The sequence below is a fragment of the Bradyrhizobium sp. STM 3566 genome, assembly GCF_045571445.1.
Classification (GTDB): domain Bacteria; phylum Pseudomonadota; class Alphaproteobacteria; order Rhizobiales; family Xanthobacteraceae; genus Bradyrhizobium; species Bradyrhizobium vignae.
This window is the reverse complement of the sequence record NZ_CP120692.1, coordinates 3,630,569-3,648,935: the sequence shown is the minus strand read 5'-3', so window position 1 is coordinate 3,648,935 and position 18,367 is coordinate 3,630,569. Positions and strand designations below refer to the sequence as shown.

The window sequence follows — 18,367 nt, the reverse complement described above, 5'->3', positions numbered from 1 at the left end:
CCCCCAGGGTTATCCCCACATATAGCATCACCATCGGCTTTGTTCCAGATTTGTTCTTTGCGGCGACGCACCAGAACATTCGGTCGCGTGCCGATAAAAAGACAATTCCTCCGATGGAACCTTTCCGGGTTCCCGTGAACGGCAAAAACCACTTAACATTCATCAAGTTGCAGCCACTTCAGTCGGTCGCCGAGTGTGGCATTTCGGAGACGGACTCTGCTCTTTCCTTAGGCTACGGTTGCCTCGGAATTAGTTCATATGGGCGTCGCGCCTGATCAGCCGCTTTGGGGATTTCGAGAAGCGGACGAAAGTGGGGAGACTGCAATGAATAAGATTCTGTTTAGTGCAATCGGTGCAATGGCGTTGGTCCTGTCGGCTCCTGCAAGCGCGGCGGATCTCGCAGCGCGTCCTTACACCAAGGCTCCGGCGCCGGCGGTCGCTGCCATCTACGACTGGAGCGGCTTCTACATCGGCATCAACGGCGGCGGCGGCACGAGCCACAAGTGCTGGGACTTCGTGACGCCCGTGACGGGCGTTCTGGTCGGTGAAGGCTGCCACAACGCCACGGGCGGCACGGTGGGTGGCCAGGTCGGCTATCGCTGGCAGTCGGCGAACTGGGTGTTCGGCGTCGAGGGCCAAGGCAACTGGGCCGACTTCTCCGGCGACAACATCAGCCCGCTGACTGGCCTGCGCGATCGTTCCAAGATCAACGCTTTCGGTTTGCTCACCGGCCAGGTCGGCTACGCCTGGAATAACGTGCTGCTCTACGTGAAGGGCGGCGGCGCCGTCGTCGGGGATCGCTATCGCACCTACGATCTGGCGACAGGCCTCGAATTCGATCGCGCCAACGAGACCCGTTGGGGGGGCACGGTCGGTGCAGGCATCGAGTTCGGATTCGCGCCGAACTGGTCAGTCGGCTTGGAGTACGACCACATCTTCCTCGGCAACCGCACGATCAACTTCACCGGATCCGGCAATTTCGCCATTGCCCCGCTCGGTGTCGTCACACGGTCCGAGCGCATCAGCCAGGACGTCGATATCGGCCTCATCCGCGTGAACTATCGCTGGGGTGGCCCGGCGATCGCGAGGTACTGATATCTCGCTGAAATTATTCGGAGATCAAAGGCCGGCCTTGCGCCGGCCTTTCTTGTTTCGGCTCGATCGCTTGGAAGTAATAAGTCAGTAACCATCACCTTTTGCGGCTATGTGGCTTTTCGGAGACACAACGTGCGCCTTTGGTGGTGTAGAGATGGCATCAGTTGGGCCGTTGAGTCCGCTGCCCTTCCGTCGCGGAAGGCAACAACAGAAACTGGGACTGGGATTAAGTTGAAAATGAAAAAGGTTTTGCTGGCTTCGGCCTGTTTGCTCGCTCTCGCCGCTCCGGCCTCGGCCGCTGACCTCGCGGCGCGCCCCTACACCAAGGCTCCGGTCGCTCCGGTCGCTGCTGTCTACAACTGGACCGGCTTCTACCTCGGTATCGTCGGCGGCGGCGCGTGGGAAAACGCTTCGGGCGACCCGAAGATGAAGGGTGGCTTCGTCGGTGGCACCGCCGGTTACAACTGGCAGACCGGCAACGTGGTGTTCGGCGTTGAGGCCGATGGCGCCTGGGCCGACGTCAGCGCGACGGCTGCAGGTGTGGTTTTCGTCCCCGGCGTCGGTGGCGTCCCCGCCTCGCTGACCTCGAAGACCGACGCGATGGGCACCGTGCGCGGCCGCATCGGCTGGGCTGTCAACAACGTGCTGTTCTACGGCACCGGTGGTTACGCCTGGATCGACAACAAGCTCACCGCCAGCCTGGGAGCCCTCTCGGTCTCCGACAGCAAGTTCCACTCCGGCTGGACCGTTGGTGCGGGCGTCGAGGCGTTCTTCGCTCCGCAGTGGTCGGTCAAGGGCGAGTACCTCTATCGCAGCCTGGGCGGCGAGACCTACTTCTCGGGCGCCATTCCTACCGGCACGCTCAACTTCCACACCGTGCAGGTCGGCGTGAACTATCACTTCGGCGGCCCGATCGTCGCGAAGTACTGAGCTGCGTCTCTGACGCTACCCGCGTTACGAAAGGCCGGCCTCGCGCCGGCCTTTTTGTTGTTTTCAGGCGCGTAGCAATACGCCAGCCCGCCCCCAGCGTTTTCGCCGAGATGTGGCTCCAGGGAGACACAACCTTTGGCTTCGGTGGTGTAAAATCACCACGTTACTTGAGTCATAGGGTCCGCTGCTCTTCCGCTCTCCGGAAGGCCGGAATGGAAACGGAACTGGGGAATGGATATGAAGAAGCTTTTGCTGGCTTCGGCCAGTTTGTTCGCACTCAGCGCGTTGGCACCGGCCTCGGCAGCCGATTTGGCGGCCCGCCCCTACACCAAAGCTCCGGTCGCGCCAGTCGCGATGTACAATTGGAGCGGCTTCTACCTCGGCATCAACGGCGGTGGTGCCTCGAGCCGCAATTGCTGGGATCTCAATGCTGTGCTCGGCGCGCCAATCCCGGTCGTGTCCGAAGGTTGTCACAACGCGACCGGTGGACTCGTCGGTGGTCAGGTCGGCTATCGCTGGCAGGCGGCCAACTGGGTGTTCGGGCTCGAAGCTCAAGGAGACTGGGCCAATCTGAAGGGGTCGAATGCGAGCCCGCTTGCCGCATTCGCGCCGGTCGTCAATCAGACCAAAATCGATGCGATCGGCCTGTTCACCGGCCAGGTCGGCTATGCCTGGAACAACGTGCTCTGGTACGTGAAGGGCGGCGCCGCGGTCACGCACGCCAAATATAACGGCCTTCTGGGCGGCGTGGTCGTCGACAGCGCAAGCGAGACCCGCTGGGGTGGCGCGGTCGGCACCGGCCTCGAATTCGGTTTCGCACCGAACTGGTCCGTTGCCATCGAATACGACCACCTGTTCATGGGCGGCCGCAACCTCAATTTCACTGTGCTTGGCATCAACGACCGGACCGACCGTATCAAGCAGGACGTCGACATGGGCACCGTTCGCCTGAACTACACTTTCGGCGGCCCTGTCGTCGCGAAGTACTGATCGCTGACCGACGTCACATCGCCACGAAAGGCCGGCCTCGCGCTGGCCTTTTTGTTGCGGCGGGCTGTTCAGGTGCAGTTCCGCGCCCGCTTGCTGCCACTTGCCGCCAGCGCGCCAACAATCCGTTGACGATTCGCAAGTCCCACTGGAAATCCTCCGCCGTTCTTCCTACGTTCGCTGCCATACCCATCGGCGCCGATCCCGGTTCCGGGCGAAGCGCGCCTTTTGCATTGGCGCGATCGCGCGTCTTTGGATTCCTTGAGGGACCAGCGGGATGGACGAAGTGATCAGGGCGAAGCGCCAACAACAGAACGCGGGCTCCAGCCTGCGCGCAATTACGATCCGCGGCGCGCGCGAGCACAACCTCAAGAACATCGACGTCGAGATTCCCCGCGACAAGCTGGTGGTGTTCACCGGCCTCTCCGGCTCCGGCAAATCCTCGCTCGCCTTCGACACCATCTATGCCGAGGGCCAGCGCCGCTACGTCGAGTCGCTGTCGGCCTATGCCCGCCAGTTCCTGGAGATGATGCAGAAGCCCGACGTCGACCAGATCGACGGCCTGTCGCCGGCGATCTCGATCGAGCAGAAGACGACGTCGAAGAACCCGCGTTCCACCGTCGGCACGGTGACCGAGATCTACGACTATATGCGCCTGCTCTGGGCCCGCGTCGGCGTGCCCTATTCGCCCGCCACGGGCCTGCCGATCGAAAGCCAGACCGTCTCGCAGATGGTCGATCGTGTGCTGGCGCTGCCCGAAGGCACCCGCCTCTATCTGCTGGCGCCGGTCGTGCGCGGCCGCAAGGGCGAGTACAAGAAAGAGCTCGCCGAATGGCTCAAGAAGGGCTTTCAACGCGTCAAGATCGACGGCACCTTCTACGAGCTGGCGGAAGCCCCAAGCCTCGACAAGAAATTCCCGCACGACATCGACGTCGTGGTCGACCGCATCGTGGTCCGCTCCGACATCGGCCAGCGCCTCGCCGAGAGCTTTGAGACCGCGCTGAAGCTCGCCGAGGGGCTCGCCGTCGTCGAGTTCGCCGACGCGCCCGCAGCCGCGCCCGCCGAAGAGAAAGAGAAAAAGAAGACCGCCAAGATCCACGACAAGAGCGGCCCCGAGCGCATCCTGTTCTCGGAAAAGTTCGCCTGCCCGGTGTCCGGCTTCACCATTCCCGAGATCGAGCCACGCCTGTTCTCCTTCAACAATCCTTACGGCGCCTGCCCCGCCTGCGGCGGCCTCGGCGTCGAGCAGCATGTCGACGAGGATCTCGTCATCCCCGAGAAGGATCTGACGCTGCGCAAGGGCGCGATCGCGCCCTGGGCCAAATCGTCATCGCCCTATTACGTGCAGACGCTGACCGCGCTCGGCAAGCACTACAAGTTCACGCTCGACACCAAGTGGAAGGATCTGCCGAAGAAGACGCAGAACGCGATCCTCTACGGCTCGGGCGAGGACGAGATCAAGTTCTCCTATGAAGACGGGGTGCGTTCCTACGACACCAAGAAACCGTTCGAGGGTGTCATCACCAATATCAACCGCCGCTACCGCGAAACCGAAAGCGAGTGGGCCCGCGAGGAGCTGGCGAAGTACTTCCACGACGTGCCCTGCGAGGGCTGTAATGGCTTCCGCCTGAAGCCCGAGGCGCTTTGCGTCAAGGTCGGCGGCAAGCATATCGGCGAGATCTCGGAGCTGTCGGTGAAGAAGGCCGGCGAGTGGTTCGCGGGCGTGCCCGAGGCGCTGAACAAGCAACAGAACGAGATCGCCGGCCGCATCCTGAAGGAGATTCGCGAGCGCCTCACCTTCCTGCTCGACGTCGGCCTCAACTATCTCACGCTGTCGCGCTCCTCCGGCACGCTGTCCGGCGGCGAGAGCCAGCGCATTCGCCTGGCCTCGCAGATCGGCTCCGGCCTGACGGGCGTGCTCTACGTGCTCGACGAACCCTCGATCGGCCTGCACCAGCGCGACAACGCCCGCCTGCTCGATACGCTGAAGCGGCTGCGCGACCTCGGCAACACCGTGGTCGTGGTCGAGCATGACGAGGATGCCATTCGCCTCGCCGACTACGTGCTCGACATCGGCCCCGGCGCCGGCATGCATGGCGGCAACATCGTCGCCGAAGGCACGCCCGCCGACATCATGCGCAACCCGAAATCGCTCACCGGCAAGTATCTCACCGGCGAGCTCGAGGTCGAGGTGCCGGAGCGGCGTCCGCCGAACCACCGCCGCACCATCAAGGTGGTGAACGCGCGCGGCAATAATCTCAAGAACGTCACGGCGGAGATTCCGCTTGGCCTGTTCACCTGCGTCACCGGCGTCTCCGGCGGCGGCAAGTCGACGCTGCTGATCGACACGCTCTACCGCGCCATCGCCCGCAAGCTGAACAATGCCAGCGAAGGTGCCGCGCCGCACGATCGCATCGAAGGCCTGGAGCACATCGACAAGATCATCGACATCGACCAGTCGCCGATCGGCCGCACCCCGCGCTCCAACCCCGCGACCTACACCGGCGCCTTCACGCCGATCCGCGAATGGTTCGCGGGTCTTCCCGAAGCCAAGGCGCGCGGCTACGAGCCCGGCCGCTTCTCCTTCAACGTCAAGGGCGGCCGCTGCGAGGCCTGCCAGGGCGACGGCGTCATCAAGATCGAGATGCACTTCCTGCCCGATGTCTACGTCACCTGCGACGTCTGCAAGGGCAAGCGCTACAACCGCGAGACGCTGGAGGTGCTGTTCAAGGGCAAGAGCATCGCCGACGTGCTCGACATGACCGTCGAGGAAGCCGCCGAGTTCTTCAAGGCGGTGCCGCGCGTGCGCGAGACCTTCCAGACCCTGCACCGCGTCGGCCTCGACTACATCCATGTCGGCCAACAGGCCACCACGCTCTCAGGCGGCGAAGCCCAGCGCGTCAAGCTCGCCAAGGAGCTGTCCAAGCGCGCCACTGGCCGCACGCTCTACATCCTGGACGAGCCGACCACCGGCCTGCACTTCCACGATGTCAAGAAGCTGCTGGAGGTGCTGCACGAGCTGGTCGCGCAGGGCAACACGGTCGTCGTCATCGAGCACAATCTCGAAGTCATCAAGACCGCGGACTGGGTCATCGATCTCGGCCCCGAAGGCGGCGATGGCGGCGGCGAGATCGTCGCCTGGGGCCCGCCGGAAGATATCGTCAAGGCGCCGCGGAGCTATACGGGGAAATTCCTGGCTCCGGTACTGGAGAAGGCGCGAAAGCCGAAGCGGAGGCGTGCGGCGAGCGAGGCGGCGGAGTGAGGGTCGGTTTGGACTCGGCCAATCTACGCGAAACCAAAGGTCTGCAATCAGAGTCATCCGTGAAGAGCGGCTAAGCGATTGAGCTGGAATCGCATTTGTGGTTGCGGGGTGTTTTAGGATTGCAGGGTTTTGATGCTTCGGGCATCGGAACCTTGCAATTTCATTTTCAGGATTCCGTCGAATCGCCAGACATGATTCGGTGGCCGCATCGGAGGTGGCGATGCGACCGAAGAAGCACAGGACGACGGGATCGGGCGATCTGTTCCGGGCCAGGCTGGACCAGATCATCAACATGAAGCACGAGCTGGTTCAGCTCGCTGGCAAGGTCGATTGGGACTGGATCGACGGCGAGATCGCGCCGCTCTACAGCGAGAACGGCCGGCCCGGCATCGCGACCCGCTTCGTGATCGGGCTGCTGCTGCTCAAGCACATTTACGGCCTGTCCGATGAGGGGTCTGCGAGCGCTGGGTCCACGACCCATATTTCCAGTACTTCACCGGCGAAGAGTTCTTCCAGCACGCCTTCCCGCACGAGCGCTCGGACCTGAGCCACTGGCGCAAGCGGCTCGGCGACAAGCTGGAACTGCTGCTGGCCGAGAGCCTGCGGGTGGCGCACGAGGCCGGCGCGTTACGCGGCCAAGACCTCAAGCGGGTCACAGTCGATACCACGGTGCAGCCAAAGGCCATCACCTTCCCGACCGATGCCAAGCTGCTGCACGCGGCGATCAAGGGGCTCAACCGTCTAGCGAGGAAGCACGGGATCAGGCTGCGGCAGTCCTATCTTCGCATTGCCAAGACCGCGGCCATGATGGCTTCCCGCTACGCCCATGCCAAGCAATTCAAACGGCATCAGCGGCAGTTGCGCATCCTGCGCAGCCGGTTGGGCCGGATCATCCGCGATATCCGCCGCAAGATCGAAGCTCAGGCCGTGCTCGAGAACGCCTTCGCCCTGCCGCTCAGCCGGGCCGCGCAGATCCGCTCGCAGCAGCAGCGCCAGCGCGGCTGGAAGCTGTATTCCTTCCATGCTCCGGAGGTCGAGTGCATCGGCAAGGGCAAAGCAGCCGCGCCTTACGAGTTCGGTGTCAAAGCCTCCATCGTCACCAACAACCGCCGTGCTCCCGGCGGCCTGTTCGTGCTGCACGCCAGGGCGCTACCCGATAACCCGTACGACGGTCACACCCTGCGGGACGTCATCGACCGCACCGAGACACTCACCGGCTATCCGATCGAGCGGGCCTATGTCGACAAGGGATACCGCGGCCATGACGCGCAGAACCCGCGCCGTGTCTTCATCTCCGGCCAGAAGCGCGGCGTCTTCGGTATCATCAAGCGCGAGCTGCGCCGCCGCTCCGCCATCGAACCCGTCATCGGACACCTGAAGGCCGATGGTCACCTCGGCCGCTGCTACCTCAAAGGCCGCGCCGGCGATGCCGCCAACGTCATCCTCTCTGCCGTCGGTCACAACTTCCGCCGCATCCTCGCCTGGCTGAGGGTTCTTTGGTGCCTCTTCCTGGCCACCCTCATCGCAGCCATCAGCGACCGCTCACCGCTGCAATCGGCTTCTTAACGGACGACATCAGACAATCATCGGAGACCGGGCTGCCACATCGGGCGGCCCCTTCGCAGATGCGCAAAGTTGTTCAGACGACTACGCTATTAGCCGACACAACCTATGGTTATCTCGCGGGTGATGACTATACTCAATTGGCTTCGCCGCGGAGATGAGATTTGAGCGACGTAATTGATCAGTCAAGCTTTCGTTTCCAATTCAACATCACAATAGAGGAAGATAGATCCTTCCGAAAACTTGTAGGCAAACGTCTAAAGGTGCACTTCGATACGGAAGCCTACCAAGTTCAAGCGCTCAACATTTGGGCTGTCCTGATGATAGCGGGTCTATCACACTGCAAACTCTGTTTGTATTGGTAGTCTGCCTCGTACTTGGGCAGATTCAGGCATTTTTCCTAACATTGCGGATCATCCGACGAATCCAGGACAACCTGTTTGAGGTAGATCGCGTAGCGCAAATGACATGGAACGTCACTCTTGACGATAGCTCGATTGTCGTCAGAACCCCCGGCAGCGAACGCCGGAGGACGTGCTGGCATTCCATCAAGGGCGTGACAGATGCATCGACCATGGTGGGGATATGGTACAATTCAGGGCAAGGCTTTTTCATACCGGCGCGAGCCTTTTCCGATCCCTCCGCACACGCTGCTTTTGCTGAATGGGCCAGTGAGCGGCTCCGGTCCGCCACCGTTTCCTCGAGCGCCGTCAAGTCCGCTTAATGGCGATACCGGGCCGCGCGCGCCCTTACCTCCATGTCGCTCAGGCTCGCGGCATATTCGGCGATATAAGGCACGTCGCGACCGGCGCGCGGCTCTCGTACAGGGGAGGCAGCGATGCACTCATCGGCGAGCCAGAGCATTGGCTTGCCGCCCATGATTGCAGGTTGATTTCGATCCGCTCGTGTCGCATGGCTGTGCTCGAACTCGCGAATACTAGCACGCGACCTCTCGCTCGTCGGTGAGCTCAAAATCAGCCCCCATGCCCTATGCCCTCGTCATCTTTGACCTCGACGGAACCCTCGCCGACAGCTTTCCCTGGTTCCTGCGCACCATCAACGACGTCGCCGATCGCTTCAATTTTCGCCGCGTAAGGGATGAGGATATCGAGGAGCTCAGGCATGCGTCGAGCCGCGAGATCCTGACCCGGCTCGAGGTGCCATTGTGGAAGCTGCCGGCGATCGCGCGGCATGCGCGGCGGTTGAAGGCGGAGGCAGCTGGCGAGATTTCGCTGTTTGCGGGCGTTGAGACGATGCTGCGGACGCTGGCCGACAACGGCGTGCAGCTCGCGCTGGTGACCTCCGACAGCGAAGCCAATGCGCGCGAGAAGCTCGGCGAGTCCGCCGCACTGTTTTCGCATTTCGACTGCTCGGCGTCACTGTTCGGCAAGGCCGCAAAATTCCGTCGAGTCATCCGGCGCGCGGGTGTTGAGCCTGGCAAGGTCATCTCGATCGGCGATGAGGTCCGCGACATCGAGGCGGCACGCACTATCGGAATTGCCTGCGGCGCGGTTTGCTGGGGCTACGCGGCCCCGGCGGCGCTGCGAGCTCGGGGGCCCGACCACATGTTCGAGCGGATGAATGAGATCACGGATATCGCCGGCCGCATCCCGGCCAGGATATGATCCGCATTTGCCAAGCAAGGCCCAGGGAGATGGTGATGACGCTCACGGACGCAGTCCGCCTGAACTCCTGACGTCGCCGGTCGGCAGGGTGCGCGTCGTGCTCGATACCGATATCTACAACGAGATCGACAATCAGTTTGTCGCTGGTCCAGATGCTGCTGTCGACTTTTTTCGGGTAGCAAACCACAAGTAGAAAAATCTGTGGTATCGTATTCACTCCCAAGTTTCTTCAGCGACTATTGTGCACGGTGGTATCCCGACAAAAGCCCGGAGAAGCTGAATGTTGGGCCGGTTTGCCGAAATCTTCGCCAAAGAGATATCAGCGCTGATCGACGCGCTCGTGAAAGCCGAGCCGCTAAAGGCGCTATCTGCAAAGATCGTATTCATCGCGACCCTCGTCGCCGAGTCCATCTACACCGACATCTTTGATCGCGTGGCCCTACTCCTTGCTACGCGGCTTGCCGAGAGGTTAGCGACGAAACCCCAACAGATCGAAGCTACGCAGAAGCTGGTCGACCAGATAGGCAGGGAGATCGCTATCGATCGAGGCGCGATTTTTCTGAGCGGCCTGCTCTGCCTCCTGATGACAATCGTGTGTCTCGTCGCCCCCTTGCTGTATCGGTTCGCTTCGCGACGTCGCCTACGCATTTTCGTCTCGTTCAACCGTGTTCGCGGCGATGCCGCAGAACAGTTGCACGTCTTTCTTGAGAGAAAAGGGTTTGCGGTATCCCGGCTCCCGTTTGACGACAAGGCGGAGCATCAAGCTCTTCTACGGAAGATTGTCGAGCTGCTGAAGAAAACCGAGCTCGTGGTTTGCATTCCCGGTCCATCAGATTCATTCGTGGAACACGAAATCCTGGCCGCGACGACGATCGGTCACCCGGTCGTCCTCCTGATATCAGGGGACGACGGCACGATCCCGAACACGGCAGACAAGCGCTACCCGGTCTTTCAGATCGAGGCTCTCGCCGACAACGGTTTCCATCCCCTCGAGATATTTCTCAGCTTCATCGGCGGTGACTTGCAGTCCATGCTGGAAATCTGCAAGCGATCGCTTCGACAGGGAAAGGCGATATCGTGGGCAATCGCAATGACGTTTCTTCTCGTCACCATGGCGTTGTGGCTCCTGTCAGCATTCCTGGTGTACAGTAAGGCCGCGTCGCTTCAGCCTGAAGCGACCGATCCGTTGCCGATGATGTTGGCTGTCGGCGTCCAAGCATTGGTTTTCGCCGGCCTTTGCGTTGTCCCCGCGACGTTTTGCGCATTCATCAGCATGCGGATTCTGCTCAGTCTGTATCGACAATTGCGAGCGCAATGGCTGGCGGAGCTTAAGGTCGAGGTCGCTGCGTTCAGTCGCGACGATTGGGCTGACCTGATGCACGACGTATCTTCCGGTCCGGCGATCTACGAGGCAATGCTCCAGCTGGCGCCCCTGGCCCATCATGAAAGAGCTGCCGGCATCGCCTGAGCTTCAGCGAATCCGCCTCCACCCCCTACTCCGTCCTCCGCAAAAACGCCCCGAACGCGCGCGGGCCGTCGCCGGTCTTGATCTCGCCGATCACCTTCAGCTCGACCGCATCGATGATGTCCAGCACGTTGCTCTCCCAGCAGGCGACGATGACGCGCTTGCCGTCGGCGGTCGCGTTGATGCCTTCGGGATAGTCGCCGACATTGATGCGCTTGATCGGCTTCAGCGTCGCAAGGTCGAACACGCTGACGGTTCCGCCATATTGGTCGGTGACGAAGCCGCGGCCCTGCGCCAGCGCCACCGCATAGGGGCGCATGCCGACCGGCACGCGGCCGATCTCTTTGCCTTCGGCGATGTCGATCACCGAGACATTATCGGAGCCGACATTGGCGGTGTAGGCGCGCCTGCCATCGGCGTCGATGGTGACGCCGAACGGACGGGTGCCGACCTTGATGGTCGCCTTGCGCTGGCGCGTCGCGGTGTCCACGATCGAGACGCTGTCGTCGTCGCGGTCCGCCGAGAGCAGCAGCTTGCCGTCCGGCGTGACGGCGAGGCCCGATGGCGAGGCGCCGACCGCGATGCTGGCGGTGACGCTGCGCGAGGCCGTATCGATCAGCCGAACCGCGGCGGCATACCAGTCCGCGACATAGACGGTCTTGCCGTCGGGCGCCACGGCAATGCCGAGCGGCCCGCCGCCGACCTCGACGCGGCCAGCGACCTGGCGCGCGGCGGCGTCCACCACCGTCACGGCCTTGGCATCGGGGCTCGTCACATAGGCAAAGCGTCCGTCCACGCTGACGGCGATGCCGGCCGGCTTGCCGCCGATCGGGATGGTCGCAACGCTGCGCGCGGTCGCGAGGTCCACGACCATCAGATCGTCGCTGAGCTGGTTGGTGACGAACGCCTCCTCGGCGACCGCGCCGCGGGAAGCGGCAAGCCAGAGGCTGGCGAGCGCCGCCAGGACCGGGATGCGCACGATCAGCTGCCGCTCTCGATCTTTTTCTTCAGCGCTTCGAGGCCGGTCTTGTAGAGCCCGCTCACCGCAGTTTTGGCGGCTTCGTCGCTCAGCTCCGGTGGCGGATCGTTGTTGGGATAGCCGCGATAGAATGCGCCAGCCCATTCCAGCTTGGACTTGCCATCGGGAGCGGGCGACACGCTGAGAGTCGAAGAATAATTGGTCACCGGCAGCACCTTCACGTCGACTTTGGTGATCCGGTACGAATAACTCATCATGTCGGGCTCGTACTTGTAGAGCTCCTCATCGACGGTTGCCCCGCCGGTCAGCGTCAGCTGGCGCGTTGCGCCGATCTCGTTGCCCCTCTCGCCCGTGGTCTTGGTCACAGGCGGTAGCCAGCTCATGTCCTGGAAGTTGCGGATTGCGGCCCAGACCTTGTCCTGCGGCGCGTTGATCTCGATGGATTCGCGCACCTTCTGCCGCGTCGGCCCATGGGCCCAGACCGGCTCAAAAGCTGCCGTCAGAGCCATCCCCGCCACCGCCAGCGCCGCCACCCCGGCGAGCGCCGTTCCGCTTCTCATCCTCATACCGTTTCCTCACTCCTGATCCTGCGCGACTTGGAACGCGCGCTGAGATCATCGTAGCGCATTTTTGGACCGTGGGGAGACCAGTTCGTGGTGCGGCTGTGGCAGGGCTTCTCCGTTCACACCATCGGTTGCGGTGCCCGACGGGCAAAACACGCCAAAGCCGTAAAACCACTGCGCAGGGAAGGCCCGATGTTTGGCTTCACCTGTATGCCGCTGTGCAGCTTCTCGTAGCGCAGTTTTCGCACAGTGGACCGTGGGTGCCCGGCCGGCACCCGGCCTTCCCCATAGGCGTTAAGGTAGCGCGAGCATCGATTGATACGGACGTTTTCGAGGAGGCTCGCGCAGGTGCCGCCCAAGCGCTCGCTTTCTGCGGCGAAAGCAACGGATGGTTGGTTGTGGAATGATCGCTTGTAGCAAGGATGCAACGAGTTGTTGCAAAACACGCCAAGCGCCAGGTGCCGTCAGGCGGCCTGCGTCCAGCGGGGAGAGTCCTCGAAGTCGCGGGCAAGCGGCTCGAGCAGCAGGATGATCAAGAGGTGTGCCAGCAAGTAGGGCTTGGCGGAGCGCGGATCGGTTCCAGGTGGCGTCTTGAGACCAATCAGACTCTTCAGTCGCTTGAAGCCAAGTTCGATGCGCCATCGCAGTCGATAGAGCGCGAGTACATCCTTGGTGGAGAACTCGTCCCGCGCGAGCGACGTGACCAGAATGACCCAATCCGCGGCTTCCAGAGTTTCTTTGGAGATGACGCGGTTTTCGTCTTGTGCGTCGCGCCGGGCTTTACGGCGCGAAGCCGCGACTGCACCGGCGGGCTTCTTGACTGCGACCAGACGCATAGCCAGAGGCGCACCGTCCTTGCGTTTGATCCAAATCCTCCGATCGATCAGTCCGTGCGCCTTCGCCGCACGCAATTGGGCCATCAGATCGAACGGAAGGCCTTTGGCATCAAGCCAACGTGCGTTCTTCCAGCCCGCTCGGATCAAAACGTCTGCCCCGGCGTCGCGCACAGCGGCGATGCGGTCAGGTTGTAGATAAGCGCGGTCAGCAATGCGGATCTCGTTCTTGACCACCGGTATCCGGTCAAACGTTTCGCCTTCTTGCTGATCTGTCAGCTCGAAGTGACCAAAGCGCTCATATGGCAGATCGAATGCACTATGAACGCGCCAAAGCTCACTGTTCCTGCGCGCAGCCGGTCCTGCCTGAGGCACTGTCGTCGCATCGATAATGCGGATCAGGCGGCCTCGGCTCGCTTTCGGGGCTGCCGCAGCGAGCAAGCCCTCCACCAGCACTGCAAACCAATCGCCACATTGACGCAGGCGATAGAACAACGCCACGCTGCTGAGGTCGGCAAGGCCAACAGAAGCGGCCCACGCGGCTGTCGATCTCAACCCTCTTTCACCCAGACAATAGGCCAGCATCAGCCGAAGTAACGACACCGCATCTGGAATTTGGCGCCGCCGCACGAAAGCCTTCGTCTGGCGCGCACTTATTTCAAGCTGCGCAGCCCCGCCGAGCTGCGTAACCACTCTCGTCCAGTCCTCGTTCAGAAGCGATTCGTCTGCCATCCCGCCTTGGAATCACGTGTGATTCCAACACTCAAGAACAAACTTAACGCCTATGCGGCCTTCCCTGCGCCCTCGGCACTTTCGAGGGCGGCAGCTGAAGCAAAGCTCGGGCACGATGTGCCGCGAGAACGGGGGACCGCGTGTGCGATTTAGATTCGAGTATGAAGATGAATTGCACTCTCGTGGCCGGACGCAGCGCATCCGCGGCGATGCGCTGCAGAGCCGGGACCCATCTCTTCTGCGTCGTACCGTGTCGCCATTTGAGTCCTGGCTCTGCGCCACAACGCTTGCGCGTTGCGGCTTGTCCGGGACACGACAGGTGAGCGCGGTGTGGCCCTCCACTCCGCCATTGCGAGCGTAGCGAAGCGATCCAGACTGCCGCCGTGGAAAAGATTCTGGATTGCTTCGCTTTGCTCGCAATGACCAGGAAGTGCCCTTGCCTACTCTCCCAGCGTCGCCTCCACGAACCCGCGCGGATCATCGCAGAACTCCCGCATCACCCGGTAATGATCCGTCTGCTCCAAAGTAACCGGCTCAAGGCCGTATTTCCCGAGCCGCAACAGTTGCGCGTTGGGATAGGCCATCAGCAGCGGAGCGTGGGTCGCCATGATCACCTGGCAATTGCCGGAGAGATCCATGCGATGCAGCAGCTTGAGGAAGTCCATCTGCCGTGCCGGCGACAGCGCGGATTCCGGCTCGTCGAAGATGTAAATGCCCTGCTTCTGGCAGCGCTCCTCGAAGAACACCAGAAAACCTTCGCCGTGGGAAAAGGAGAGATAGTCGGGCGCTTCCTGAACGCTCGCACCAAACACGCCTTCCATGGCGTGCGCAGCATCCACCGCCGAGCGGTCCAGATAGCGCGCGATGGAGAAGAACGTCTCGGCACGAAAGAACCAGCCGTCGGTCACCTTTGGCACCCAGGCAGCCCGCAACGCAGAGGACAGTTCATCGCCGCTGATCTCGATGCCGCCGCCGTCGACTTCCTGAAAACCCTTGCGGCCGCCGGTGCTGGCAAAGCCGGCCAGTCCCGCGATGCCCTCGAGAATGGTCGATTTGCCGCTCCCGTTCTCGCCGACGATGATCGTGACCGCGGCGTCGAAGCTCTGGTCGAACTCATCCCTGAACACAGGAAGACAGAACGGATAAGCCTCCCAGTCCTCGACGCGCGAGCGATCGAGCCAGACGCGCCTGAGATAAGGCGCACGCAACGTGGTCTGACGGCGTCGTGTCCGGCTCATGCTCCTGCCCCCTCTCTACTCAAAACCTTAATGGAACATAACAGGAACATCAATCGCACGGAAGCGGCATCTGCGGAAGACAGCAAGCTCCGGTCGAACCTTAACCCAAGGCCTCCAGCACAAGCTCCATCGTCATCAGCACGGGATTGTCGCCCCGGACGAGACGGCCCTCCGCGATACCGCCGGTGTAGTCGATCAGGGCAACATCGACTGCCGCTTCGACCGTGTGAGACGGACCGGACTCGATCGCGCCACACGTTATTGCCAGCTCCGTGGCGAATGGCTCTGTCACGCCACCGTGGGTAAACCGCGCGCCGATGGTCGAGCCGACGCCACCGTGGATCTTTGCGCGGGCAATGCCGTGCGCGTGACAGAACGCTTCGAGACAGCCGGCAAGATCCTGGTTCGGACGGAGCCGCAGCGCAAAGGCGCGGCTCGTCGTTCGCGCGCCGGTGCTTGCAGCCGCAACCGGCCCGAACAGCTTGAAGTTGGTCTCCGGATCCGGCTCGGCGATAAACATCGCACCATCGATGCCGAAAGCCTCGACCTCGAACGGCTCGGCGACGACAGTCTCATCCGGCATCATGTGGCCGCCGCTGGTCCTGCCGTCCGCCTCGGTCCACAGTCCATGGCAATGAAAGAACGGCGCGCCGTCGCGCGTGCCGAGCGTCATGCTGCCGAGCCTCAAGCGCGTCACGCCGTTGGGCCGGTAGGTGTCGCTGTAGAACGCCGCGTTCTCGCCGGTCTTCGACAGTGCCGGCATGACATAGGCGAACGGTCCGAGTGCGCCGCGGCGAAAATTCAGCACGCCGCCGGCAAAACCCTCCTCGGCAAAGCCGCGCCGCGCGGCTTCCAGCAGCGGCAGACCCGCCTGAAGCGTGAAGGAAAAGGCGCGCCCCCTCGTCTCCACCCACTGAATACGTTCGGGAGGCGGCGCTCCAGGCTGCTTGATCCTTCGCATCTCGTCTGCTCAGCCCGCCTGCTTCTTATCCAGATCGAGCAACCCGCGCGCCTCGAGCTCATCGCGCACCATCCGCTTCGGCACCTTGCCGTAGCCGGATTTCGGCAAGGCCTCCCAGAAGAAGAAGCGCTTCGGCATCTTGTAGCGCGGCACCTTCGGCGACAGGAACGCCGCCATCTCCGCCTCGCTCACCGGCTTTGCGCCTTCGCGCGCCACGCAAACGGCAACGCCGACCTCGCCCCAGGTCGCGTCCGGCACGCCGAGCACCGCAACCTCGCCGATCGCGGGGTGCGTCAATATCTTCTCCTCGATCTCGCGCGGATAGATGTTGGAGCCGCCGGAGATATACATGTCGGAGGCGCGCCCGGTGATGTAGACGAAGCCCTCCTCATCCATGTGGCCGAGATCGCCGGTACGGAACCAGCCGTTGCGGAACGCCTTCGCATTGGCTTCCGGATTGTCGTAATAGCCGGCGAACACGGCCGGCCCGATCACGCAGATCTCGCCGCTCTGATTGGCTTTGAGCTCGCGGCCCTCGTCGTCCTGGATCGAGACCTGCATACCGGTGCGCTCGAAACCGCAGGTGCCGATCTTCGTATGCGGGCCATCCTCGAGATCATGCAGCGCGGCCGGCAGCACGGTGATGTTGCCGGTGACCTCGCCAAGGCCGAAATACTGCACGATCACCTTGCCCAGCTTCTTCAGCGCCGCCTTCTGATCCTCCCGATACATCGGCGCGCCGGCATAGATGACATGGCGCAGCGAGGAGTGATCGTATTTGTCGGCGGCGGGATGCTCGACCATCATCTTCAGGATGGTCGGCACCGTGAAGAGATTGCTGACGCGATGCGCCTCGATCAGGCGGAACGCCTCGTTGATGTCGAATTTCTCGGTCGGCAGCAGCACGGTGCGCGCGCCCCGTGCGGTCTGCATCAGCTGATGCACGCCGGCACCATGCGACAAGGGCGCCACCACCAGCGAGGCATCCTGCTCGGTCGTACCGGGCGTCAGATCGGCGAGATGATTGGTGACGACGAAACCCATCTGGCCGTGGGTCAGCACCGCCGCCTTGGAGCGGCCGGTGGTGCCGGAGGTGAAGAAGAACCAGCAGGGATCGTCGTGCTCGACGGCGACATTCTCCACGGTCGCTCCGGTATGCGAGGCGATGGCGTCAGCCACCGAGCGCTCGCCGAACGCGGCCTTGCCGTCGATGCTCCAGGTGAATTCCAGCGCGCCGTCCTTCACCGCCGCAGCGTGCTCGGGGAAATCGACATGGCACAGGAACGCCTTGGCGCCGGAGGCCTGCGCGAGATAGCTGACCTCATCCGGCATCAGACGGAAATTGGTGGGGACCCAGACCGCACCGAGCCGGAACGCGGCGAACATGGAAACGAACATCTCCTCGCCATTCTTGGAATGGACGAGGATACGGTCGCCCTTCGCAATGCCGCGCGCGGCGAGCGCCGCGGCCAGCGCCGAGACCTGCGCATCGATCTGGCGCCAGGTCCAGGACCTGTCGCCCCAGACGAAGCCGGGGCGCGCTCCATGCCGCCGCGCATTCTGGGTCAGCATATAGGCGAGATTCATGACGCGGCGGGACATGCGCAGGGGCTGCATCGGGCTTCCTCTTCGACTGGCGGCACGCGAGCCGCCCGTTCATTGCAGCCCATTTATCGCCAACGCCAGCGCCCCTGCAAGGCCAGCTGCCGCGGACCAGCCCTATGGCTGCTCGAACGCAAAGGACGTCGCCGTGATGGCCTTCGTCTTCCAGCAGGCTTGCGGACCAAATCCGCCGCAGAAGCTGCCATGCAGATCGAAGCGGACGGTGCGCGCCGCGCCGCGCTTCACAGGCGGGACCATGATCTTGTAGCCGCGGACATAGCCGTCAAACACCTCGCGCACGCTGCCATCCGGCAGCATCACCAGGATCTTCATGACGCAGCCGCCGGTTCCGCAAAAGGTCGTTTGGCGATCGCCGCATTTGGTGTCCTGGAAATCCACGATGTAGTCCTCGCGTCCATCGCCGGTCAGATCGATCTTGCGCACGGTGTTTCGCGCGAAGGTTCGCAGCCGCAATCGCAACCGTTCAGGGAATTTTAAACATGATCGGCGCAACCTTCGTCCGTCTCCGCGT

General features: G+C 62.6%; 13 protein-coding genes and 1 pseudogene. 7 read left to right on the top strand and 7 right to left on the bottom strand.

The features are described 5' to 3' along the window. Nucleotides 1-324 precede the first annotated feature (324 nt). The 7 genes and pseudogenes from P6U27_RS17525 to P6U27_RS17495 all read left to right on the top strand — a co-directional run bounded on the left by P6U27_RS17525 (nt 325) and on the right by P6U27_RS17495 (nt 10,930). Nucleotides 325-1,095, top strand: a complete 771-nt coding sequence (locus P6U27_RS17525; protein WP_122403157.1) for an outer membrane protein — start codon at nt 325-327, stop codon at nt 1,093-1,095. Nucleotides 1,096-1,332: 237 nt separating this feature from the next. Then, complete coding sequence (locus tag P6U27_RS17520) at nt 1,333-2,025, top strand: outer membrane protein (protein ID WP_122403156.1); 693 nt, start codon at nt 1,333-1,335, stop codon at nt 2,023-2,025. A gap of 237 nt (nt 2,026-2,262) precedes the next feature. Beyond that, nucleotides 2,263-3,015: an outer membrane protein gene (locus P6U27_RS17515; protein WP_122406661.1), complete on the top strand. Its 753-nt coding sequence runs from the start codon at nt 2,263-2,265 to the stop codon at nt 3,013-3,015. 274 nt (nt 3,016-3,289) lie between these two features. Then, entirely contained in the window at nt 3,290-6,274 is a 2,985-nt protein-coding gene (gene uvrA / locus P6U27_RS17510) for an excinuclease ABC subunit UvrA (RefSeq protein ID WP_122403155.1), read from the top strand. A gap of 220 nt (nt 6,275-6,494) precedes the next feature. Then, a pseudogene (locus P6U27_RS17505) lies at nt 6,495-7,840 on the top strand (IS5 family transposase). Between the two features lie 980 nt (nt 7,841-8,820). Next, complete coding sequence (locus P6U27_RS17500; RefSeq protein ID WP_122403154.1) at nt 8,821-9,462, top strand: HAD family hydrolase; 642 nt, start codon at nt 8,821-8,823, stop codon at nt 9,460-9,462. Nucleotides 9,463-9,742: 280 nt separating this feature from the next. Further along, the gene (locus tag P6U27_RS17495; RefSeq protein ID WP_122403153.1) at nt 9,743-10,930 is read left to right on the top strand and encodes a hypothetical protein; all 1,188 of its coding nucleotides are present in this window, start codon (nt 9,743-9,745) and stop codon (nt 10,928-10,930) included. Nucleotides 10,931-10,955: 25 nt separating this feature from the next. Here the strand turns inward: P6U27_RS17495 and P6U27_RS17490 are convergent, their stop codons facing one another. The 7 genes from P6U27_RS17490 to P6U27_RS17460 all read right to left on the bottom strand — a co-directional run bounded on the left by P6U27_RS17490 (nt 10,956) and on the right by P6U27_RS17460 (nt 18,279). Next, complete coding sequence (locus P6U27_RS17490; protein ID WP_122403152.1) at nt 10,956-11,906, bottom strand: cytochrome D1 domain-containing protein; 951 nt, start codon at nt 11,904-11,906, stop codon at nt 10,956-10,958. Between the two features lie 2 nt (nt 11,907-11,908). Next, nucleotides 11,909-12,472 carry an SRPBCC family protein gene (locus P6U27_RS17485; RefSeq protein ID WP_122403151.1) on the bottom strand — a complete coding sequence of 188 codons (564 nt, stop codon included), beginning with the start codon at nt 12,470-12,472 and terminating at the stop codon, nt 11,909-11,911. A 461-nt stretch (nt 12,473-12,933) separates the two neighbouring features. Beyond that, entirely contained in the window at nt 12,934-14,034 is a 1,101-nt protein-coding gene (locus P6U27_RS17480; protein WP_122401899.1) for an IS4 family transposase, read from the bottom strand. A 440-nt stretch (nt 14,035-14,474) separates the two neighbouring features. Further along, on the bottom strand, nt 14,475-15,272 hold the full coding sequence (locus P6U27_RS17475) for an AAA family ATPase (protein WP_122403150.1): 798 nt from the start codon (nt 15,270-15,272) through the stop codon (nt 14,475-14,477). 100 nt (nt 15,273-15,372) lie between these two features. After that, nucleotides 15,373-16,233 carry a PCC domain-containing protein gene (locus P6U27_RS17470; protein ID WP_122403149.1) on the bottom strand — a complete coding sequence of 287 codons (861 nt, stop codon included), beginning with the start codon at nt 16,231-16,233 and terminating at the stop codon, nt 15,373-15,375. Nucleotides 16,234-16,242: 9 nt separating this feature from the next. Next, the gene (locus P6U27_RS17465; RefSeq protein WP_122403148.1) at nt 16,243-17,850 is read right to left on the bottom strand and encodes an acyl-CoA synthetase; all 1,608 of its coding nucleotides are present in this window, start codon (nt 17,848-17,850) and stop codon (nt 16,243-16,245) included. A gap of 102 nt (nt 17,851-17,952) precedes the next feature. After that, nucleotides 17,953-18,279 (bottom strand): hypothetical protein, encoded by a 327-nt coding sequence (locus tag P6U27_RS17460; RefSeq protein WP_245163263.1) that lies wholly within the window; start codon nt 18,277-18,279, stop codon nt 17,953-17,955. Nucleotides 18,280-18,367 lie beyond the last annotated feature (88 nt).